We start from the raw sequence: 1159 nt of genomic DNA on the forward strand, positions 1-1159 counted from the left end.
AAGAAATGATGGAATTCACTAAGTCTAACATCCTTTCACAAGCTTCAACAGCTATGCTTGCACAAGCTAACCAAATGCCTCAAGGCGTTCTACAATTATTGGGTTAATCAATTAATAATCATTCTTAGAAAAAGTCAGATCATTAAAAGATCTGGCTTTTTTTTGTTCTATACTAATCTTGTAAAATTCAATCTAAATCATTTTTTAACTAATAAATGCATATTTACTATTAACATTTTAAAGAACTGGACGATACTATAATTAGAAGGCGATAAAGTCTTTAAAACTATAAAAACATAATGGAGGAAAATAAAATGCGTATTAATACAAACACTGCAGCTATGAATACATACTCACGTTTGACAGCGGCAAACGGAGCAAAAAGTAGTTCATTAGCTAAATTATCATCAGGACTAAGAATCAACAAAGCTGGAGACGATGCAGCTGGACTTTCAATTTCAGAAAAAATGAAAAACCAAGTATCTGGTTTAAACCAAGCTACTCGTAATGCACAAGATGGAATCTCTTTGATCCAAACTGCAGAGGGTGCTTTGAATGAGTCACATTCAATCTTAAACCGTATGCGTGATCTTACTGTTCAAGCAAAAAATGATACAAACACTAACGAAGACCGTCAAGCAATCCAAAAAGAAATGGATTCATTAACTGAAGAAATTGATCGTATTGCTGGTCAAACACAATTCAATACGAAAACACTTTTAAATGGAGATTTTAGTACTGACTCTCTTAAATTCCAAATCGGATCTAATTCTGGTCAAGACATTGCATTAAACATTGGGGATATGACGTCAGAAGGTTTAAATCTTAAAGCGGATGCTACTACATCTAATCTAAAATTAAGTGTATCTGAAGATGATTTGCAAACACAAAGTGATGCTATAGCAGCAGCAAAAACAGCTTTAGAGGCTGATCCTGCTGATACTGCTTTACAACAAGCTGTAACTGATGCACAAGATGATTATGATACTGCATTAAAAACAGCAACAGATGCACTTGACTTCGACGCAGTAGTAGATACAATTGATTCAGCAATCAAAAACGTTTCAACTGAACGTGCGAACCTAGGTGCAACTCAAAACCGTTTGGATCACACGATCAATAACTTAACTACAACAAAAGAAAACTTGTCAGAAGCTAA

General features: G+C 34.3%; 2 protein-coding genes. Both read left to right on the forward strand.

The features are described 5' to 3' along the window. A partial coding sequence (locus tag BLT22_RS12160; protein WP_256333889.1) for a flagellin occupies nucleotides 1-107 on the forward strand: 107 nt, incomplete at its 5' end. 207 nt (nucleotides 108-314) lie between these two features. Then, on the forward strand, nucleotides 315-1159 hold an 845-nt coding region (locus tag BLT22_RS12165; protein ID WP_091763508.1), incomplete at its 3' end, for a flagellin N-terminal helical domain-containing protein.

Origin of the sequence: Marinilactibacillus psychrotolerans (genome assembly GCF_900101525.1) — a bacterium.
Classification (GTDB): domain Bacteria; phylum Bacillota; class Bacilli; order Lactobacillales; family Carnobacteriaceae_A; genus Marinilactibacillus; species Marinilactibacillus psychrotolerans.